Source organism: Roseateles sp. GW821-FHT03B02 (assembly GCF_059421025.1).
The window spans coordinates 1,010,615-1,025,801 of sequence record NZ_JBWKUV010000001.1 but is presented as its reverse complement, the minus strand read 5'-3'; the positions used below and the strand labels follow the sequence as shown (position 1 = coordinate 1,025,801).

Here is a 15,187-nt window from a genome sequence, read left to right as displayed (position 1 = left end):
AGCGTTGTCCAAGACCTGTGCGAGCCATGAAGCGAATCGTCCTGACCCTGGCCTTCCTGTTCGGCGCCCTGCAGGCGCAGGCTGCCGACTCCGTGCCGGCCTATCCTGCGCACACGATTCCCAGCACCCAGCACCCAGCTGCGCGCGCTGCCCAGGAACGCCGATGGCCGCACCTACCAGCTGCACATCCACCTGCCGGGATCGTTCGCCAAGGAGCCCAAGCGGCGCTACCCGGTGCTGTACGTGACCGACGGGTATTGGGACTTCGCCACCGTCGTCGCGTCGTACAACAACCTGAACTACGACAAGGTCGTGCCCGAGTTCATCATCGTGGGCCTGGGCTATGCGGGTGACAACCTGGACTACGGCGAGCTGCGTGGCTGGGAGCTGTCGCCGGTGAAGCTGGCGCCGCTGGCGTTTGGCACCGGCCATGCCGACAAGTTCATCGCGTCGCTGGAGAAGGACATCTTCCCGCTGGTGGAGCGCGACTACCGCGCCGACCCGGCGCAGCGCTACCTCGCCGGCAGCTCGCTGGGCGGGCTGTTCACACTGCATGCGATGTATGCCAGGCCCGAGCTGTTCAGGGGCTACATCGCCGCCAGCCCGGCCGTGGTGGTGGGCGGCGACTGGATCATCGGCCAAGCCAGGGCCTATGCCGCCACCGGCAAGCCCATCAAGGCGCGGCTTTATGTGACGGGGGCCGAATACGAGTGGCCCGGCTTCCTGGCCGGCATCAGGCGTTACCAGGCGCTGCTGCCGGAGTTGAAACATCCGGAGCTCGTGTTCCAGAACCGCACCATCGATGGTGAGCGGCATGCCGGCACCAAGGCCGAGAGCTACTCGCGCGGCATGCGCTTTGTCTTCGAGCCGCTGGCACCGGAGAAGGGCCCATCGACGGACTGAGGGCCGCCGGCAGCAGCCGGCGGCCTCCACGCGCTTACTGGCGCACGAAGTCCAGCAGGTCCTGGTTGAGGCGGTCCTTGTGCGTGTCGGTGATGCCGTGCGGGCCGCCGGCGTACTCGATCAGGCGCGCACCCTTGACCAGCCTGGCCGTGGCGCGGCCGGTGGTCTCGATGGGGACGACCTGGTCATCGGCGCCGTGGATGACCAGCGTCGGCACGTTGAACTTCTTCAGGTCGTCACGGAAGTCCGAATGGAAGAAGGCGTCGATGCTGTCGTAGGTCGCCTTGGCGCCGGCCTGCATGCCCTGGGCGAAGAAGCTGTCCACGAGGCCGCTGGAGGGCTTGGCACCCGGGCGGTTGAAGCCGAAGAAGGGGCCGCTGGCGATGTCCTTGTAGAGCTGCGCGCGGTTGTCGAGCGACGCCTTGCGCAGGCCGTCGAAGACGGCCGCGGGCACGCCCTCGGGGTGGGTGGGCGTCTGGCCCATGATGGGCGTCACGGCACTCACCAGCACGACCTTGGCAACCCGTGCCGTGCCGTGCCGGCCGATGTAGCGGGCCACCTCGCCGCCGCCGGTGGAGAAGCCCACGAGAGTGGCGTGCTTCACGTCCAGCGCCGCCAGCACGGCGCCGAGGTCGTCGGCGTACTGATCCATGTTGTTGCCGGTCCAGGGCTGGCCCGAGCGACCGTGGCCGCGGCGGTCATGGGCGATGACGCGGTAGCCGCGCTCGGCCAGGAACTGCATCTGCGACTCCCAACTGTCCGCGTTCAGCGGCCAGCCATGGCTGAAGACGACGACCGGGCCGTCCTTGGGGCCCCAGTCCTTCACGTACAGCGGCGTGCCGTCGCTGGCGGCGACGAAGGGGCTGGCGACGACGGCGGCCGGGGCGGCCGAGGCCGTGGTCTGGACGGCCATGCCCCCGAGGGCGATGGCTGCGGCGAGGGCGATGCGGGCGAGAGCGTTCATGTTGGAACTCCTGGGGTGACGGGGCTGTCTTGCGACAGGACGAACTGTGCCGGCCTGCCCCGTACCTGATATGCCGTAAAGTACGTTTAACTTTGCAATCCGTACTGATCGTGGCCGATCGACTTGCCGCTCTCTTTGCTCACTTCGCCGTGCGGGCCGAAACCTTCCAGGTTGGCCCGCTGTGCGGTGTCAACAGTCTGGAGCCCCAGGCGGGGCGTGGTCAGCTGCATCTGATCCGCGAGGGTGGCGTCGAGGTCCACCATGGCAGCGCCGAGCCGCTGCGCATCGCGGAGCCCAGCCTGCTGCTCTACCCGCGTCCGCTGTCGCACCGCTTCGTGACGGACCCGAGCTGCGGCGCGCAGTTCCTGTGCGCCCACATGGCGTTCGAGGGCGGCGCCAGCCATCCCATCGCGGCGGCGCTGCCGGCCTGGATCTGCCTGCCCCTGTCCACGGTGCCCAGCTGCGGGCCGGTGCTGGCCCAGCTGTTCGCCGAGGCCGAGGCCACCCACTGCGGGCGCCAGCTGATGCTGAACCGGCTGTTCGAGGTGCTGATGATCTGGGTCATCCGCGAGCTGATGGCCCAGGGGCGGGTCGAATCGGGCATGCTGGCCGGGCTGTCCCATCCCAAGCTGCGCGGCGCGCTTGTGGCGATGCACGATGCGCCTCGGCGTGACTGGCCGCTGGAGGAACTGGCGGCGGCGGCAGGCATGTCGCGCACGGTGTTCGCCAACAGCTTTCGCGACGTGGTGGGCTGCACGCCCGGCGTCTACCTGCAGCGCTGGCGCATCGGCCTGGCGCAGAAGGCGCTGCGCGAGGGGCGGGCGCTCAAGCACATCGCCGCGGAGGTGGGCTATGGCGGCGAGGCTGCGCTGTCGCGCGCCTTCCGTGCGCACACGGGGCTGTCGCCGCGGGAATGGCGCAAGGCGGAGGTGGTCCTGGCTTGAGGCGCCCTACAGCGCCTTGCGCAGATTCGCCGGCGCGATCTTCATCGCCTCGCGGTACTTGGCCACCGTGCGCCGCGCGCACTGGATGCCTTGCTCTTCCAGCATGGCCGCAAGCGCGCTGTCGGACAACGGCTTCTTGATGTCCTCGGCCGCGACGAACTGCTTGATGAGCGCACGCACCGCCGTGCTGGAGGCCTCGCCGCCGGCCTCGGTGCTCAGCCCCGAGCCGAAGAAATACTTCAGCTCGAAGGTGCCCCAGCTCGTGGCCATGTACTTGGCCGTCGTCACGCGCGAGATGGTGGATTCGTGCAGACCCAGCTCGTCGGCGATCTCGCGCAGCACCAGCGGCTTCATGGCCAGCTCGCCATGCGTGAAGAAGCCGCGCTGGCGCTCCACGATGGCCTGGCTGACGCGCAGGATGGTGTCAAAGCGCTGCTGGATGTTCTTGATGAACCAGCGTGCCTCCTGCAGCTGGCCGCCCAGCGGCGAGTTGCTGATGCCGCCGCGCGTGGCGCGCAGCGCGTTGGCGTAGAGCTCGTTGATGCGCAGCTTGGGTGCCACCTCGGGGTTGAGCATGACGCGGAACTCGCGGCCCACCTTGCGCACGATGACGTCGGGCACGATGGCCGCCGCCGCGCCCTGCGCGAAGCGCCGGCCGGGCTTGGGTTCGAGCTGGGTGATCAGCGCCTGCGCCTCGCGCAGCAGCGCCTCGTCGGCGCCGGTCTCGGCCATCAGCCGCCGCATGTCGCGCCGGGCCAGCAGCTCCAGGTGGCGCTTGCAGATCAGCATGGCGATGACCTGGGCCGGACTCTTGGGCTGGGCGCGCAGCTGCAGCGCCAGGCACTCGGACAGGTCGTGCGCACCGATGCCGGCGGGCTCCAGGCTCTGCAGCAGGTGCAGCGCGAAGCGCAGCCGGTCCAGCAATTCCTCGCGCTCCTCGTCGTCCTCGGCGAACGCGGCGGCGATCTCCTCCAGCGTGTCTTCGAGGTAGCCGTCCTCGTTCAGCGACTCGATGAGCACCTGCATGACGGCGCGGTCCTCGGCCGACAGGTGGTGGCCGGCCAGTTGCTGGGCGAGGTGCTCGGCCAGCGTGGCTTCTGCCGACTCCTGGCTCTCGCGCTCGCCGTCGTCCTCGCCGCTGCCGCTGCCGCTGCCGCTGCTGGCGGGCAGCTCACGGATGCCGTCGAAGTCGTCGCGTTCGGTGCCGTTCTCCCAGTCCTCGCGCTCCGTGCCGCCGAAGTCTTCGCCGCTGAGCTCCGGCGCCTCGGCCTCGCCGCCGTCGGTGGCGGTGTCGTTGCTGCCGGCCTCGGCCGGCGCGTTGGCGGCCAGCTCGGGGGTGCTGACGGTGAACTCCTCCTCCGTTTCGAGCAACGGGTTGGTCGCCAGCATCTGCTCGACTTCCTGGTGCAGCTCCAGCGTGGAGAGCTGCAACAGACGGATGGATTGCTGCAGCTGGGGCGTCAGCGCGAGATGCTGACTCAGGCGAACCTGGAGCGTCTGTTTCATCGCGCCGGCTTCCGCTACATCCGGAAGTGTTCGCCGAGATAGACCTTGCGCACGTCCGCGTTGGCCACGATCTCGTCCGGCGTGCCTTCGGCCAGCACGGCGCCCTCGCTGATGATGTAGGCGCGGTCGCAGATGCCCAGCGTCTCGCGGACGTTGTGGTCCGTGATCAGCACGCCGATGCCGCGGCTCTTCAGGAAGCCGATGATGCGCTGGATCTCCAGCACCGCGATGGGGTCGACGCCGGCGAAGGGCTCGTCCAGCAGGATGAAGCGCGGCTGCGTGGCCAGGGCCCGGGCGATCTCCACGCGGCGGCGCTCGCCGCCGGACAGCGCAGGCGCAGGACTGTCGCGCAGGCCCTCGATGGAGAGGTCGTGCAGCAGGCCGTTCAGCAGCTCGTCGATGCGTCCCTTCGAGAGGCTGCGGCCGTCGTCGTCCTGCTGCAGCTCCAGCACGGCGCGGATGTTCTGCTCGACGGTCAGCTTGCGGAAGATGGAGGCTTCCTGCGGCAGATAGCTCAGGCCCAGGCGGGCGCGCGAGTGGATGGGCAGGCGCTGCACCTCGGCGCCGTCGATGCGGATGACGCCGGCGTCCGAGCGCACCAGGCCCACGATCATGTAGAAGCTCGTCGTCTTGCCGGCGCCGTTGGGGCCGAGCAGGCCGACGACTTCGCCGCAGTCCACGCGCACATGCACGTCCTTGACGACGCGGCGCACGCCGTAGCTCTTGGCCAGGCCCTCGGCTTCGAGGCGGCTGCCGCAGGCCGCCGGGGCGCTCACGGAAGCGTCGGCCATCACGAAGGCTTGCCCGGCTGCAGCGTCGTCGACGGCTTCAGCGGCAGGGGCGCGGCGGCCGGCGCGGAGGCCGCCTCATCGCCCGGCTGCACGCGCGGCATCATGACGATGCGGGTGCGGCCGTTGGGGTTGGGCGAGGCGCTGCCGCCCTCCAGCGTGAAGACCTCGGTGCGGCTGTCGTAGACGATGACGGCACCCGTCACTTCCTCGGCCACGGCCGTGCCGCGCAGGCGGCGCACGGTGGCGTTGCCGATGAAGCGCACGGTCTCGCTCTTGGTGTCGTATTCGAGCTGGTCGGCGACCCCGTCGATGGCCTCGCCGGGCACGTCGCGCGCCTGGCGGAAGCTGACCGGCTGGCCGGCCATGCCGCTGGCAAAGGCCTGGTGGTAGCCGTCGCGCGTCTCGCGCACGTCCACCTTCTCGGCGCGCAGCAACAGGCTGCCCTTGGTGATGATGACGTTGCCCACCAGCTCGGTGCGCTGGTTCACGCCGTCCAGCCGGCCCTGCTTCTCGGCCGTGAAGACCATGGGCTTGAGCCGGTCGGCCTTCTCTGCCTGCGCGGCAGGCAGAGCGAGCGCCAGGGCGAGCACGGGGGCGAGCGGGATCAGGTGGCGATGCATGGCGGCACGGAAGTTGCAGGCCATTCTAGGGGCCTGCTGCCGTCATCAGCCTTTCCGGAGCGGCAAGCGTGTCAGGAAAAGCGCGTCAGCCCTTGCCGCCGCGGGCCTGCTTGACAAGAAAGTCCGCCACGGCCAGCGCTTGCTGGCCTTGTGCGGCCTCGCTCTGGCCCGGCGTGCCGGCCATGCCGGGACCGGTGCGCCAGCGTCCGCCCACCACGAGGGCGGGTACCGTGTCCACACCGGCGGCCTCGGCGAGCTTCAGGCCCTGCGCCATCTTGGTCTGCACGCCGAAGGAGCCGAAGGCCTGCCTGAACTTCGTCGTGTCCACGCCCAGCTGGCCGACGAGGGCGACGACGCCGGCCTCGTCATTGGCTTCGACGCCGGCGCGGTGGAAGGCATTGAAGATGCCGCTGTGCACCTGCGGACTCAGCGCGCCCATGGCCTCCAGCGCGTAGAACATGCGCTGGTGCAGCTTGAGCATCAGCTGCTGGCCCACCGGCACGCGGCGAAAGCTCACGTCGGCCGGCAGCCGGTGCACCCAGGCCTCCAGCAGCGGGTCGAAGGCGTTGCAGTGCGGGCACTTGTAGAAGAAGAACTCGACGACGTCGATCTTGCCCGGCGCGCCGGCCAGCGTCTGGCCCAGGCGGGCGTAGTGCCGGCCTTCGACCGGGCCGCCCTGGGCCAGGGCCGCGGTGCCGAAGCCGGCTGCGATCAGCGCCGCCGTGGCGTCGCGGCGGTTCATGCCTTGTTGCGCGCGCGCTGGATCAGGAAGTCGGTGATCTGAAGCGCCTTCGCGCCCAGCTCCAGCTCGGGCAGGCGCTGGCCGGCGCCTGCCTGGCTGGGCGAGGTCAGGAAGCGGCCGGCGATGCCAATGCTGGGCACGCCGTCGATGCGGTAGGCCTCGGACAGCTTCTCGGCCTGCTGGCATTTGGTGACCACGCCGAAGGAGTTGTAGGCCTCCTGGTACTTGACCGGGTCGATGCCCAGCGGGCCGAGGAACTTGGCCTGGCTCTTGGCGTCGTCCAGGGCCTGGCCTTGCTGGTGCATGGCATTGAAGATGGCCTGGCGGGTCGCGGCTTCCTTGCCCAGGGCTTCCAGCGCATAGAACATGCGCTGGTGGATCTTGACGTTGGCACGGAAGGCCACGTGCACCTTGCGGAAGGCCACGTCGGCCGGCAACTGCTTGACCCAGGCCTCGATGGCGGGCTCGAAGGCATAGCAGTGCGGACAGCCGTACCAGAAGAACTCGACGACCTCGATCTTGCCGGGTGTCGTCGGCAGCGCCGGGTTGAGCACCGCGTAGTGGCGGCCCTCGACAGGGCCGCCCTGGGCGAGGGCGTTGCCGGCAGCGCCGGCAAGGGGAGCGGAGGCGAGCAGGGCAGAGAAATCGCGGCGCTTCATGGCGGCAGTCATCCTTCAGACGGTAATGCGGTCAGCGTTGTACACGAACGAGATTGGCCTCGAAGCCGGCACCCTCAATCTTGCGCTGCAGATCCTCGGCGGCTTCGCGGGTGTCGTTGGGGCCCAGGCGCACGCGGAAGACGGTGCGGCCGTTCTGCTCGCGCTCCATGACCTTGGCCGTGAAGCCCTGGATGGCCAGCTTGGCCTTCTGGGCCTCGGCCTCCTCGGGGCGCGTGAAGGCGCCGGCCTGCACGAAGTAGACATAGGCGTCGGCGGCGGCGGCCGGTGTCGGTGCGGACGCAGCCGGCGCCTCGGCCTTGGCGGCCGGCTTGGGCAGGGGCAGGATGGCGGCAGCGCTGGCGCTGGGGGCGGCGTTGCCCGGCGGCGTGCTCTGCGTTTGGGGGGGCGTGGCCGCCGGCGCGTTGACGACGCCGCTGGCGCTGCGTGCGGCCTTGCCGGCCAGCGGCGCGTTCGGATCCCAGTTCCTGTTGCGCTCGGCCTCCTGGGCGTCCTGCTCGGCGGTGCGCTGCGGCACCTTGTTCACGAAGGGGATGGGCACCTTGGTGATGTAGAGGGCCACGCCGAGGGCGACGGCCAGGCCGACGAGCAGGCCGACGATCAGGCCGAGGACGAAGCCGCCTTTCTGGTTCTTCTGGCCGGCGGGTTTGGAGGCAGCAGTCATTCGTTCTCCGGGCTTTCGGACGGGGTTTCAGCAGTGTCGCGGCTCATCTGCTCGGGCGCGCTGACGCCCAGCATGCCCAGCGCGTTGGCCAGCACCTGGCGGGTCGCGGCCAGCAGTGCCACGCGGGCGCGGCTCAGCTCGGGCGCCTGATCCAGTACGCGCTCGGCGGCGTAGTAGGAGTGGTAGGCGCCGGCCAGGTCGCGGGCGTAGAAGGCCACGTCGTGCGGCGCGATGCCGCTGGCGGCGCCGGTCAGCATGTCGGGATAGGCGGCGAGCTTGAGCATCAGCGCCTCTTCCGTCGGGGCGGTCAGCAGGCCGAGGTCGGCGCCGGCGATCGAGGCCAGGTCGCCGCCCCACTTGCGGATCACCGAGCAGATGCGCGCATGGGCGTACTGCACGTAGAACACCGGGTTCTCGTCGTTCTGCTTCAGGGCCAGGTCGATGTCGAAGACGAACTCGGTGTCGGCCTTGCGGCTGATCAGGAAGAAGCGCACCGCGTCGCGGCTGGTCCAGTCGATCAGGTCGCGCAGCGTCACGTAGCTGCCGGCGCGCTTGGAGATCTTGACCTCCTCGCCGCCCTTCATCACCGTGACCATCTTGTGCAGCACGTAGTCGGGGAAGCCCTGCGGGATACCCAGGTTCACCGCCTGCAGGCCGGCGCGCACGCGGGCGATGGTGCCGTGGTGGTCGGTGCCCTGGATGTTGATGCACTGCGTGTAGCCGCGCTCGAACTTGTTGATGTGGTAGGCCACGTCGGGCACGAAGTAGGTGTAGCCGCCCTCGGACTTGCGCATCACGCGGTCCTTGTCGTCACCGTAGTCGGTGGTGCGCAGCCACAGCGCGCCGCCGTCCTCGTAGGTCTTGCCGCTTGCGACGATGCGCTCGACTGTCTTCTCCAGCTGGCCGCCCTTGTAGACGCTGGTCTCCAGGAAGTAGCTGTCGAATTTCAGGCCGAAGGCCTGCAGGTCCAGGTCCTGCTCGTGGCGCAGATAGGCCACGGCGAACTGGCGGATGCTGTCGAGGTCGTTCACGTCGCCCGAAGCGGTGAACTCGCGGTCGTCGGCCTTGACCGTTTCCTTGGCGACGAATGCGTCGGCGATGTCCTGGATGTAGTCGCCGTTGTAGGCCGACTCGGGCCATTCGGCGTCGCCGGGCTTGAAGCCCTTCAGCCGCATCTGCGTGGAGTTGGCCAGCGTGGCGATCTGCACGCCGGCGTCGTTGTAATAGAACTCGCGTGTGACCTGGTGGCCCTGGCTCTGGAACACCGAGCACAGCGAATCGCCCAGCGCGGCCTGGCGGGCGTGGCCCACGTGCAGGGGTCCGGTCGGGTTGGCCGACACGAACTCGATCATCACGTGCTTGCCGGTGGGCGCGCGGTGGCCGAACTTGTTGCCCGCCGCCAGCACTTCGCCGACGACGGCCTGCTTGGCCTCGGGCTTCAGGCGGATGTTGATGAAGCCGGGACCGGCGATTTCCAGCGCCTGCACCCATTGCTGGAAGGCGGGCTTGGCCTGCAGCGCGGCGATCAGTCGGGTGGCCAGTTCGCGCGGGTTGGCCTTGAGCGGCTTGGCCAGCTGCATGGCGGCCGTGCAGGCGAAGTCGCCATGGGCGGCCTGCTTGGGGGATTCGAAGGCGGCCACGGCGTTCGAGCCGGGGGCGATTTCCTGGAGGGAGTCGGCGAGTGCGGCGAGCAGCGCCTGCTTGGCTTGGATCATGGGGGCGATTTTAGGAGGCGGGCCTCGTCCAGCCAGAACGCACGGGCGCGGCTCCCGGCTGACTCAGTCGGCCGGGGCCTCGTGACAGGCCACGCAGAGCTTGTTGCCGTCGGGGTCGCGGAAGTAGGCGCCGTAGTAGTTCGGGTGGTAGTGCGGCCGCAGCCCCGGCGGGCCTTCGCAGCGGCCGCCGTGGGCCAGGGCCAGCGCATGAGCCTGGTCCACCAGCGCGCGGCTGGCGGCCAGCAGCGCCACCATCTGGCCGTTGCCCGGGGTGTGTTCCCCCTCGAAGGGCCGGCCCAGCACCAGCAGCGGGCGCGGCCCGGGCGTGCTCTGCCAGCCTGCCCAGCCGCCGGCCGGGTCGCAGAAGCGCTCGGGCACGCCCAGCAGCGCCAGCAACGGCCGGTAGAAGACCAGAGCGCGATCGAAGTCACGGGTGCCGATGTAGATGTGCGAGAACAAGGGACAGGCCTCCTCGGAGCGGCCCGTATCATGCCCCGCGTGAGTGCCATCGCAGACGACCTGCCCTCCCATATCGGCCGTTACCAGGTGCTCAAGCGCCTGGGCGAGGGCGCGACCAGCGACGTCTTCCTGGCCCGCGACCCCTTCCAGGGCATGGACGTGGCCATCAAGCGCATGCGCGCCTGGGCGCCGCCGGCCGATGCGCCGAGCAGCGACTTCAGCAACCGCTTCTTCAGCGCCGAGGCGGCCCTGGCCGGGCGGCTGCACCACCCGAACGTCGTCGCCATCGTCGACGCGGTGTCGGAAGACGCCTCGCCCTACCTCGTCATGGAGTACGTGCCCGGCGTCACGCTGAAGCACTTCTGCCGCACCGATCGCCTGCTGCCGCTGGACCAGATCGTTGAACTCGGCTTCAAGTGCGCGATGGCCCTGAGCTATGTCTACCGCCAGGGCGTCATCCACCGCGACGTGAAGCCGGCCAATCTGCTGGCCGTGCTGGACCCCGGCGGCCAGGTTGTCGACGTCAAGGTCAGCGACTTCGGTTCGGCGCTCAACCTGAATGCCGACGCGACGCAGATCCACCGCGTTGGCTCGCTGGCCTACATGCCGCCCGAGCAGATCGAGGGCGGTGACGTGGACTGCCGGGCCGACATCTACGCGCTGGGTGCAGTGCTCTACCACCTGATCAGTGGCCGCCCGCCCTTCGACGCGCCGCACCAGATGGCGCTGATGCACCAGATCTATCACCAGCCGCCGCTGCCGCTGGTGGGCCAGCGCCAGGGCGTCTCCGACGGCCTGGACGCCGTCGTGCTGCGTGCGCTGGCCAAGAGCCCGCACGAGCGCTTTGCCGACTGGGAGAGCTTCGCCCAGGCGCTGTCGGCCCTGGTGGCCAGCCAGCAGGTGCCGCTGAACCGCCTGGGCGAGGTGCGCGACTCCGAGCGCTTCAACCTGCTGCGCTCGCTGGAATTCTTCGCCGACTTCGGCGACGTGCAGCTGTGGGAGGTGGTGCGGCGCGCGCGCTGGAAGCGCTATCCGCTGGGCCATGCCCTCTTCAAGCGCGGCCAGGAGGGCAACAGCTTCCACATCATTGCCCAGGGCGAGGTGGAGGTCTTCCGGGATGGCAAGCTGGTGGCCAAGCTGGGCCAGGGCACGTCGGTGGGCGAGATGGCCTACCTCGCGCCCAACCCCGACCTGCGCCGTCACAGCACCGACATCAAGGTCAGCCAGGAGTGCACGACGATCTGCTTCACGCCCGAGTCCGTCGGCCAGCTGAGCCCCGAATGCCAGCACCGTTTCGACCGCGGCTTCATCCGCGTGCTGGTGCGCCGGCTGCACGCGGCGCACGAAGCGCTGGCCCATCCGCGGCGAATCTTGTGACGCGGATGAAACACGGCTTGGCATGGCCAAGAGCGCGTGCTTGAATCAGTCGTCCATCACCCCGACGAGGAAGGAACTCCCGATGAAACGATTCGCCATCCTGCTCGCCTGTGCCGCTGTCGCCTTCGGTGCCCAGGCCACGCCGCAACAGGACAAGATGAAGGCCTGCAATGCCGATGCCAAGGACAAGAAGGGCGACGAGCGCAAGGCCTTCATGAAGGAATGCCTGGCCGCCAAGCCCGCCGCCGACCCCGGCGCCGCGGTCTGCGAGAAGTCCGCTGCCGACAAGAAGCTGCACGGCGCAGCGGCCAAGAGCCACATGAAGAAGTGCATGGCCGACGCGGCCTCGGCGCCCAAGTAAGGCGCTGACCTCACGCAGGACGAGAGCCACCTCCGGGTGGCTCTCTGCTTTGGGAGGGTAGGTGGTGTCCGACGCATGACTGCGTCGTCGGCCGGTTCCGGCGGCCGTCGCGGGCGCCGAAAGTGGGCTCAAGTGATTGCCACTTCCCCAGGAGCACACCATGAACACCCTTGACCTGATCTCCAGCCCCGGCACCGCCTACTGGCGCCTGGCGCTGCTGTCCGTGGCTGCCGCGGCGACGCTGGCCCTGACCGGCTGTGCCGGCATGTCGGCGCGCGAAACCAGCACCGTCGTCGGCGCAACGGCCGGTGCCGTCGTCGGCGGCGTGGTGACCGGCACGACCGCCGGCGCGGCCGTGGGCGCCGCGGCCGGCGGCGTCATCGGCAACGAGGTGTCCAAGAAGCGCCGCTGAGGCTGCAGCAAGAAAAAGGCCGGTCTGAGCCGGCCTGGGTGCTGGCGCCGTCAGGCGTTCAGAACTTGTAGCGTGCTTCCACGTAGTACTGGCGGCCCGACGAGTCGACCTTCTGCGGCTCCAGCTCGCTGTAGCGGTACTGGCCGCGCGACGGGTTGGTCAGGTTGGTGCCGCTGAACGACAACTCCAGCCCCGGCAGCACCGTGTAGTTCACGCTCAGCGCGACGTTGGTGACGGGGGCCTGGATCGTCGGCGCGGTGGGCATGGTGATGCCCTGCACCACCGACAGGCCCTGGCTGTTGGCCGTGGGCGCCGGCGCCGTCGTGCTGTTGACGTACTCGCTGCGGTAGTTCCAGGCCAGGCGCACGCTGAAGGTGTCCGTCTCGAAATAGCCCACCAGATTGGCACTCTTGCGCGAGGCGCCCGGCAGCGGGCGGCCGTCGGCCACCTTGGTGTCGGCGTAGCTGAGGTTGGACTGGAAGCCGAAGCCGCCCCAGATGGGCTGCTCCCAGCTCAGCTCGGCGCCCTGGATGCGGGCGCGCTGGTTGGTCGTCGTGTTGATGGCGTAGGTGTGGACAACGTTCTGGTTGTCCAGCAGGTCCACCGTCACGCCGTCCTGGCGCACCGCGCCGGTCTTGGCGTAGTTGCGCAGCATCGAGTCGAACAGGCTCAGCACGACGGCCGAGCGCTTGGCGTAGTACCAGCCGAGCGACAGGTCGGTGTTGGCCGCCGTCATCGGCTCCAGCTGCGCGTTGGGGCCGTTCACCTGGCAGCCCTGGGCCGTGCAGGTCTGGCTGGTGAAGCCGGCGCCGTAGATGTTGTAGTTCTGGCGCCCCAGCGTCTGCGACAGGCCCAGGCGCGCGATCCACGTCGGTGCGAACTGCCAGCGCAGGTTCAGGCTGGGCAGGATGTGGTCGAAGACCTTGTGCGTCGGGACCTTGTAGTAGATGGTGCCGGTGTTGGGGTTCCAGGCCGCGCCGTCGTAGTAGGTGGCGCCGTCGCCGGCGGTCACGATGGCGGTCGGGAAGGCGGAGCAAGGCGTCACGGCCTTGCCCGGCTCGATGCGCTGGCACAGGCCGGTCGGCACGGGCGTGGCGATCTGCGCGTCGACGACGGTGCGGGCATAGCGCAGGCCGAAGTTGCCGCTCCAGATGCCGTCGGCCGTTTCCAGGTTCTGCTGCAGGTAGATCGCGCTCTGGCGCTCGCGCATCTCGATCTCGGCGGCCACGCGGCGCTCGAATTCCGGCGTCGTCGCCTTGATCTGGCCGTCGTAGAACGAGCGCAGCACCTCGCGCGGGTAGTAGAAGCCGGTGTTCTCGAAGCCGCTGCCGAGATTGGCGCCGAAGTCGCCGGGGTAGCCCACGGCCAGGGACGGGTCCGGCGCCGCCAGCGCCGGGGCCTTCATCGCCGGCTGCCAGCGGCGGTGGTCGCGGTGGTGGTCGGCGTGGCGGACGCCGAACTCCATGCTCTGGAACACGCCGCTGTTCTGCTGGTACTCGGCGTCCAGCGCCAGGCTCTTCTCTCGGTCGATGGTCTTGTAGTGCGTCGGTGTGGCGCGCGAGATCAGGCTGTAGCCGCTGCCGTCCGCGTTGCGCACCGGCTTGGTCCCGTCGCCGGCGCCCTGGTAGGCCCAGGTCGGCGCCTCGTTGACGCCCTGCAGCGCGAAGGTGATGCCGGTGCCATAGCGGGCGAAGGTGATGCCGCGGTCCTGGTCGGTCTCGCCCACGCCGCGCGTGCTGCTGAACAGGCCCTTGACCTTGAAGTCGTTGCTGAACTTGTAGCTCGCGTCCAGGTCCAGGAAGCCGCTGCTGGCGCTGGCGCCGCTGCGGAAGAAGCCCTCCGAGTTGCCGATGTACTGCGGCGTCGTGCCCGGCGCGAAGGCGATGGTGCCGCCGCGCAGCACCTTGATCTTGTCGCCGTAGATCGTCGTCTCCTCGACGATCTGCGGGTTCTTGATGGACGCGAACACCTGCTGGCCGTTGGAGCTGGTGTTGGCCGCGGCCGCCGTCACGGCGCCGAAGGGCTCGGCCTTGCCCACCAGCATGGAGTACATCGCGCCCGAGGTCAGCCGGCCGAAGTTGTCCGAGTTCATCTTGGACTGGAAGGCCGTGACACCGACGTCGAGGTTCTGCACCGGCCGCCACTGCGCCGAGATCATGCCGCCCTTGCGGTCGCGCACGCCCTCGACGAACTCGGTGGACATGCTGCCCGGCAGGCGCACGCCGTTCAGGTCGGCGGCGGTGTAGCCGGTGCCGGCCAGCGACGCGTCGGTGATGCCTTTCATCGTCGCCGTGTTGATGACGTCCCAGCCGCTGCTGGCGCCGTAGGCGAAGCGCGAGGCCGAGTCGCGGCGCACATAGCGCTTCTCGGCGAAGACCTGGCCGATGAGGCCCACACGGTCGTCGTCGCTCTTCCAGTTCAGGCTGGCACTGAGCTGGGGGCTGGTCTTGTCCGGCAGGTCGGCATAGACGCCGCCCACGCTGACGACGCCGCCGAAGCGCTTCTTCTCGTCCAGCGGCTTGCGCGTCGTCACGTTCACCGTGCCGGCCAGGCCGCCGTCCAGGATGTTGGCCTGCGATGTCTTGTAGACGGTGGCGGCGTTCAGCACCGAGCTGGGCATCAGGCTGAGGGACGTGGAGCGGCTGCTGGAGGTCTGGTCGGAGATGTACCAGTCGCCACCGCTGACCGTGTGGCCGTTGAACAGGATCAGCGTCATGTCCGGGTTGGTGCCGCGCATGGCCACCTTCTCGGCCTCGTCGTAGTCGGTGCGCACGGCCACGCCGGGCAGGCGCTGCAGGGAGTCGGCCAGATTCTTGTCGGGCATCTTGCCCACGTCGACCGCCGTGATGACCTCGACGTTGGCGGCGGCGTCGCGCTTGGCGTTCAGCGAGGCCTCGGTGGAGGCGCGGATGCCGGTGATGACGACCTTCTCCAGCGCCTGTGCGTCGGCCTTGGCCTTGGCGCCTTCGCTGGCCTGCTGGGCGTGGACCTGCAGGCTCAGCAGCAGGCTGGCCAGGCCGATGGCGATGGGGGTGGGCTGGAATCGCATGGT

15 protein-coding genes are annotated in these 15,187 nt (G+C 69.2%); 5 read left to right on the top strand and 10 right to left on the bottom strand.

Annotation, left to right across the window (positions count from 1 at the left end; all coding sequences use genetic code 11):
- Nucleotides 1–81 precede the first annotated feature (81 nt).
- The gene (locus AC07VX_RS04550) at nt 82–903 is read left to right on the top strand and encodes an alpha/beta hydrolase (RefSeq protein ID WP_493183873.1); all 822 of its coding nucleotides are present in this window, start codon (nt 82–84) and stop codon (nt 901–903) included.
- A 34-nt stretch (nt 904–937) separates the two neighbouring features.
- Here AC07VX_RS04550 and AC07VX_RS04545 read toward each other — a convergent pair whose 3' ends face one another.
- Complete coding sequence (locus AC07VX_RS04545; RefSeq protein WP_493162885.1) at nt 938–1,867, bottom strand: alpha/beta fold hydrolase; 930 nt, start codon at nt 1,865–1,867, stop codon at nt 938–940.
- 110 nt (nt 1,868–1,977) lie between these two features.
- On the opposite strand from AC07VX_RS04545, the gene AC07VX_RS04540 reads away from it, so the two are divergent.
- Nucleotides 1,978–2,811, top strand: a complete 834-nt coding sequence (locus AC07VX_RS04540; RefSeq protein WP_493162886.1) for an AraC family transcriptional regulator — start codon at nt 1,978–1,980, stop codon at nt 2,809–2,811.
- Between the two features lie 6 nt (nt 2,812–2,817).
- Here AC07VX_RS04540 and AC07VX_RS04535 read toward each other — a convergent pair whose 3' ends face one another.
- The 8 genes from AC07VX_RS04535 to AC07VX_RS04500 form a co-directional block, all read right to left on the bottom strand.
- Complete coding sequence (locus AC07VX_RS04535; RefSeq protein ID WP_493162887.1) at nt 2,818–4,317, bottom strand: RNA polymerase factor sigma-54; 1,500 nt, start codon at nt 4,315–4,317, stop codon at nt 2,818–2,820.
- A gap of 14 nt (nt 4,318–4,331) precedes the next feature.
- Nucleotides 4,332–5,108, bottom strand: coding sequence for an LPS export ABC transporter ATP-binding protein (lptB, locus tag AC07VX_RS04530; RefSeq protein ID WP_493162888.1), 777 nt, complete (start codon nt 5,106–5,108; stop codon nt 4,332–4,334).
- Nucleotides 5,108–5,728 carry a lipopolysaccharide transport periplasmic protein LptA gene (gene lptA / locus AC07VX_RS04525; RefSeq protein WP_493162889.1) on the bottom strand — a complete coding sequence of 207 codons (621 nt, stop codon included), beginning with the start codon at nt 5,726–5,728 and terminating at the stop codon, nt 5,108–5,110. Before lptA ends, lptB begins: the two co-directional genes overlap by 1 nt.
- Nucleotides 5,729–5,813: 85 nt before the next feature.
- Nucleotides 5,814–6,470 carry a thiol:disulfide interchange protein DsbA/DsbL gene (locus tag AC07VX_RS04520; RefSeq protein ID WP_493162890.1) on the bottom strand — a complete coding sequence of 219 codons (657 nt, stop codon included), beginning with the start codon at nt 6,468–6,470 and terminating at the stop codon, nt 5,814–5,816.
- Entirely contained in the window at nt 6,467–7,129 is a 663-nt protein-coding gene (locus tag AC07VX_RS04515) for a thiol:disulfide interchange protein DsbA/DsbL (protein WP_493162891.1), read from the bottom strand. The genes AC07VX_RS04520 and AC07VX_RS04515 overlap by 4 nt, the downstream gene beginning before the upstream one ends.
- 31 nt (nt 7,130–7,160) lie before the next feature.
- The gene (locus AC07VX_RS04510) at nt 7,161–7,811 is read right to left on the bottom strand and encodes an SPOR domain-containing protein (protein WP_493162892.1); all 651 of its coding nucleotides are present in this window, start codon (nt 7,809–7,811) and stop codon (nt 7,161–7,163) included.
- Complete coding sequence (argS, locus tag AC07VX_RS04505) at nt 7,808–9,526, bottom strand: arginine--tRNA ligase (RefSeq protein WP_493162893.1); 1,719 nt, start codon at nt 9,524–9,526, stop codon at nt 7,808–7,810. The genes AC07VX_RS04510 and argS overlap by 4 nt, the downstream gene beginning before the upstream one ends.
- A gap of 63 nt (nt 9,527–9,589) precedes the next feature.
- Nucleotides 9,590–9,985, bottom strand: a complete 396-nt coding sequence (locus tag AC07VX_RS04500) for a VOC family protein (RefSeq protein WP_493162894.1) — start codon at nt 9,983–9,985, stop codon at nt 9,590–9,592.
- Between the two features lie 30 nt (nt 9,986–10,015).
- On the opposite strand from AC07VX_RS04500, the gene AC07VX_RS04495 reads away from it, so the two are divergent.
- The 3 genes from AC07VX_RS04495 (at nt 10,016) to AC07VX_RS04485 (ending at nt 12,135) form a co-directional block, all read left to right on the top strand.
- Nucleotides 10,016–11,362 carry a serine/threonine-protein kinase gene (locus AC07VX_RS04495; RefSeq protein ID WP_493162895.1) on the top strand — a complete coding sequence of 449 codons (1,347 nt, stop codon included), beginning with the start codon at nt 10,016–10,018 and terminating at the stop codon, nt 11,360–11,362.
- An 82-nt stretch (nt 11,363–11,444) separates the two neighbouring features.
- Nucleotides 11,445–11,723 (top strand): PsiF family protein, encoded by a 279-nt coding sequence (locus tag AC07VX_RS04490; RefSeq protein ID WP_493162896.1) that lies wholly within the window; start codon nt 11,445–11,447, stop codon nt 11,721–11,723.
- Between the two features lie 160 nt (nt 11,724–11,883).
- Nucleotides 11,884–12,135 (top strand): YMGG-like glycine zipper-containing protein, encoded by a 252-nt coding sequence (locus AC07VX_RS04485; protein WP_493162897.1) that lies wholly within the window; start codon nt 11,884–11,886, stop codon nt 12,133–12,135.
- 58 nt (nt 12,136–12,193) lie between these two features.
- Here AC07VX_RS04485 and AC07VX_RS04480 read toward each other — a convergent pair whose 3' ends face one another.
- Nucleotides 12,194–15,184, bottom strand: a complete 2,991-nt coding sequence (locus AC07VX_RS04480) for a TonB-dependent receptor (protein ID WP_493162898.1) — start codon at nt 15,182–15,184, stop codon at nt 12,194–12,196.
- Between the last annotated feature and the right edge of the window lie 3 nt (nt 15,185–15,187).

Excerpts from the sequence above, each read along its gene's own strand:
- AC07VX_RS04545 (WP_493162885.1), bottom strand. The coding sequence starts at position 1,867 with ATGAACGCTCTCGCCCGCATCGCCCTCGCCGCAGCCATCGCCCTCGGG.
- AC07VX_RS04535 (WP_493162887.1), bottom strand. The coding sequence starts at position 4,317 with ATGAAACAGACGCTCCAGGTTCGCCTGAGTCAGCATCTCGCGCTGACG.
- lptB (WP_493162888.1), bottom strand. The coding sequence starts at position 5,108 with ATGGCCGACGCTTCCGTGAGCGCCCCGGCGGCCTGCGGCAGCCGCCTC.
- lptA (WP_493162889.1), bottom strand. The coding sequence starts at position 5,728 with ATGCATCGCCACCTGATCCCGCTCGCCCCCGTGCTCGCCCTGGCGCTC.
- AC07VX_RS04520 (WP_493162890.1), bottom strand. The coding sequence starts at position 6,470 with ATGAACCGCCGCGACGCCACGGCGGCGCTGATCGCAGCCGGCTTCGGC.
- AC07VX_RS04515 (WP_493162891.1), bottom strand. The coding sequence starts at position 7,129 with ATGAAGCGCCGCGATTTCTCTGCCCTGCTCGCCTCCGCTCCCCTTGCC.
- AC07VX_RS04510 (WP_493162892.1), bottom strand. The coding sequence starts at position 7,811 with ATGACTGCTGCCTCCAAACCCGCCGGCCAGAAGAACCAGAAAGGCGGC.
- argS (WP_493162893.1), bottom strand. The coding sequence starts at position 9,526 with ATGATCCAAGCCAAGCAGGCGCTGCTCGCCGCACTCGCCGACTCCCTC.
- AC07VX_RS04495 (WP_493162895.1), top strand. The coding sequence starts at position 10,016 with ATGCCCCGCGTGAGTGCCATCGCAGACGACCTGCCCTCCCATATCGGC.
- AC07VX_RS04490 (WP_493162896.1), top strand. The coding sequence starts at position 11,445 with ATGAAACGATTCGCCATCCTGCTCGCCTGTGCCGCTGTCGCCTTCGGT.
- AC07VX_RS04485 (WP_493162897.1), top strand. The coding sequence starts at position 11,884 with ATGAACACCCTTGACCTGATCTCCAGCCCCGGCACCGCCTACTGGCGC.
- AC07VX_RS04480 (WP_493162898.1), bottom strand. The coding sequence starts at position 15,184 with ATGCGATTCCAGCCCACCCCCATCGCCATCGGCCTGGCCAGCCTGCTG.